The organism is Rhodoferax sp. (assembly GCF_014859475.1).
In the GTDB taxonomy this organism is placed as follows: Bacteria; Pseudomonadota; Gammaproteobacteria; order Burkholderiales; family Burkholderiaceae_C; genus Rhodoferax.
This window is the reverse complement of sequence record NZ_JACUUE010000288.1, coordinates 1-2,491: the sequence shown is the minus strand read 5'-3', so window position 1 is coordinate 2,491 and position 2,491 is coordinate 1. Positions and strand designations below refer to the sequence as shown.

The 2,491-nt window shown below is 58.4% G+C and carries 6 protein-coding genes; 2 read left to right on the top strand and 4 right to left on the bottom strand.

Annotation, left to right across the window (positions count from 1 at the left end; all coding sequences use genetic code 11):
* On the top strand, positions 1-207 hold a 207-nt coding region (locus IBX54_RS14470), incomplete at its 5' end, for a tetratricopeptide repeat protein (RefSeq protein WP_296543358.1).
* A 355-nt stretch (positions 208-562) separates the two neighbouring features.
* On the top strand, positions 563-1,174 hold the full coding sequence (locus IBX54_RS14465; protein WP_296543357.1) for a 3'-5' exonuclease: 612 nt from the start codon (positions 563-565) through the stop codon (positions 1,172-1,174).
* Here IBX54_RS14465 and IBX54_RS14460 read toward each other — a convergent pair.
* From IBX54_RS14460 to IBX54_RS14445, 4 genes are all read right to left on the bottom strand, one after another.
* Complete coding sequence (locus tag IBX54_RS14460; RefSeq protein ID WP_296543356.1) at positions 1,164-1,412, bottom strand: hypothetical protein; 249 nt, start codon at positions 1,410-1,412, stop codon at positions 1,164-1,166. The genes IBX54_RS14465 and IBX54_RS14460 overlap by 11 nt on opposite strands.
* A 75-nt stretch (positions 1,413-1,487) precedes the next feature.
* The gene (locus IBX54_RS14455) at positions 1,488-1,958 is read right to left on the bottom strand and encodes a TerB family tellurite resistance protein (RefSeq protein WP_296543355.1); all 471 of its coding nucleotides are present in this window, start codon (positions 1,956-1,958) and stop codon (positions 1,488-1,490) included.
* A 35-nt stretch (positions 1,959-1,993) separates the two neighbouring features.
* Positions 1,994-2,218: a hypothetical protein gene (locus IBX54_RS14450; RefSeq protein WP_296543354.1), complete on the bottom strand. Its 225-nt coding sequence runs from the start codon at positions 2,216-2,218 to the stop codon at positions 1,994-1,996.
* Positions 2,215-2,454 carry a hypothetical protein gene (locus IBX54_RS14445; RefSeq protein WP_296543353.1) on the bottom strand — a complete coding sequence of 80 codons (240 nt, stop codon included), beginning with the start codon at positions 2,452-2,454 and terminating at the stop codon, positions 2,215-2,217. Before IBX54_RS14445 ends, IBX54_RS14450 begins: the two co-directional genes overlap by 4 nt.
* Positions 2,455-2,491: the final 37 nt, after the last annotated feature.

Here is a 2,491-nt window from a genome sequence, read left to right as displayed (position 1 = left end):
CGTCTGATTGCTGTGCTTGACCGGCTCATCGTGCTGCTGCCCCAGGCTTGGTCCGAGTACCGCGACCGCGGTCTGGCGCACGCCGAAGCTGGACATCCCGGTCACGCCCTGGAAGACCTGGAAACTTATCTGGCCAACGAGCAACAAGCCGCTGACCGCAGTGCCATTGCCAACCGGGTGACCGAGTTGCGGCGCGCCACACATTGAGAATGGCGGGTTTGACTGGTTCTCTGGCGCTACCAGCGTGTCGTTTGATGGTTTTAGCAGCACCCCCTGCAAGCCCAATGCCGGCGCGGGTTTGGCGACTTTTAAACAGGCTTATCCACAAACTGGTGCACAGTTTCAAGGGGTAACCCTGTTGGCCAAACGCTTGCAGCGAACGCAGATACCGAGGCTTCAAAGTACTAACACAAAATCTCTCTCTCCAATGAAGAATGCAAGAAAATTGCTTTTGCTGACTAATTTTTAAGCACCCTCTGCAAAGCCAGAGCCGGTGCGGCTTTGCGCTCTTGTACCAGCAGTTATCCACAAGGTAGCACACACAAAATCAGGGTAACTATTTATGCACAACACACCCGACAAAGACGCCATCGCCCTGATGCCGCCTTTCATGCGCCTGGCGCTCGATCGCATTGCGCTGGTGACCACGAAAACCGAGGCCGATACCGCCTTTGCCGCCTTGGCCGTGGCCAGCGCCTGGGGCTTTGATACTGAATCAAAACCAACATTTCGCGTCGGTGAATCGTCCGACGGGCCGCACATCTTGCAGTTGTCCACGCCCGAGCGCGCCTGGGTGTTTCAGCTGCACGACCCCGCTTGCCGCGCAGTGGCGGCCGAGTTGCTGGCCATGAAAGGTATTGCCAAGGCAGGTTTTGGCCTGCGCGACGACCGCAAGCGCATCATTGAAAAACTGGGTGTTGAACCTGCCGACATCCTGGAACTGAACACCGTGTTCCGGCAGCGTGGTTACCGCAAGGACATGGGGGTGAAAGGCGCGGTGGCAGTGTTGTTTCAGCAGCGCTTCATCAAATCAAAAAAAGCCGCCACCAGCAATTGGGCCAATCCGCGCCTGTCGCAGGCGCAACTGGTGTACGCCGCCAACGACGCCTACGCCGCGATCCGGGTGTTCGACGCGCTGGGGCTCAGGTCCGGGTTGACCGGGTTCAGTGGGTGACGAACTCGTAGGCCACTTCTTCGCTGTCCACCATGTCGAGCAGGTCGTTCAGCACATCGTCGTCTTCGGTGCTGGCCCAGGTTTCCTCGGGGTCGCTGGCAAACAACGGCTCGATGGCGATGTCAAGAAATTGACCGTTGGGCAGCTTCAACACGTGGCCGCCTTCCGAGGTTGCAGCCAGTTCCCAGTCGTCCGGGACCGACATTTCGAGCTTGATGGTGACGTTGAGTTTTTTCATGGGGTTCCTTGGTGGCCAGGACGACGAGCTTAACCGAAATGGTTTGACAGGCATTGCCCGTCGAGCGGGTTGTCGTCATGAAGCCAGTTGCGCCGCTTGCCTGGCGTGCAACTTGGCCGCGATGTACTCGCCGTGCGTCACGTGGAGCAGGCCGGCAATCTTGCTGATCAGGTGGTTTTCATTGGCATCGAGCTGCCCGTCGGCAAAGGCGACCTGCCACATGTGTTCCACCACCTGGATTTTTTCGGCTTGCGTGAACTGCTCGTTCATTGCGCTGGTAAAGCGAAAGTAGTCGTTGGCGCCCTTGGCGGTGTCTTCTGCCTGTGCCACCAGCCGTGCCAGTTCAGCGTCGCTCAAGGCAAACTGGGTACGCAGCGCCGCCAGGGTAGCGCTGCGCTCCACGGCTGACACGGCGGTGTCGGAACGCATCACCTCGACCAGCAGCACCGCTGTGGCCAACTGCAGGCTGCGCGCGTTATCGACGCTTGCCTGGCCGTTGTCGGGCATGAAAAATTGGTTGAGCAGATTTTTGAATGGACTCAGCATGGTCAGGATCAGTGAACTTGAAATGGGTCGGTGGCCTACAGCCCAAGGTGCCGGCTCGGGCATGGTTTGGCAGAATCGAAACGATACACAGGATTGTCGCCTTCCAGCGACAAATGGGCTTTCTCCACGCCCAAAATACCCTTGAGCTCCAGCCCGTTGGCAGCATGGTCGCTGCGAAACACCGTGCGCCTGAGTTCCAGGGCCTGCACGGTCTTGTTGCACAGGTTGCGCGGTAGGCAGTAGCTGGCAATGTTGCTCATGCCGTGCTCTCTTTCAGCCTGGCATTGAGTTCTCGCGCATCAGGCTCTGAAAGCACCGTGTTGTGCAAGTGGGTGAGCGGCCCGCCGCCGGGCTCAACACCACCGGCTTCGTCATAGCCCACCGCCTTGAATTTCCAGAGTGCGCCAATGCGCTTGAGATTGCCAACGTGTGATCCGTCCGCCAGGTGCACGCTGTACACGTTGGTGTTGACGCAGGCGAGGGTGAGCAGGCTCAATTGGTTTCCTTAATGTGAAATAACGTTGTCATTGCGA

Bases quoted from the DNA above. Each gene is read 5' to 3' on its own strand.
- IBX54_RS14460 (WP_296543356.1), bottom strand. From the start codon at position 1,412: ATGAAAAAACTCAACGTCACCATCAAGCTCGAAATGTCGGTCCCGGAC.
- IBX54_RS14465 (WP_296543357.1), top strand. From the start codon at position 563: ATGCACAACACACCCGACAAAGACGCCATCGCCCTGATGCCGCCTTTC.
- IBX54_RS14455 (WP_296543355.1), bottom strand. From the start codon at position 1,958: ATGCTGAGTCCATTCAAAAATCTGCTCAACCAATTTTTCATGCCCGAC.
- IBX54_RS14450 (WP_296543354.1), bottom strand. From the start codon at position 2,218: ATGAGCAACATTGCCAGCTACTGCCTACCGCGCAACCTGTGCAACAAG.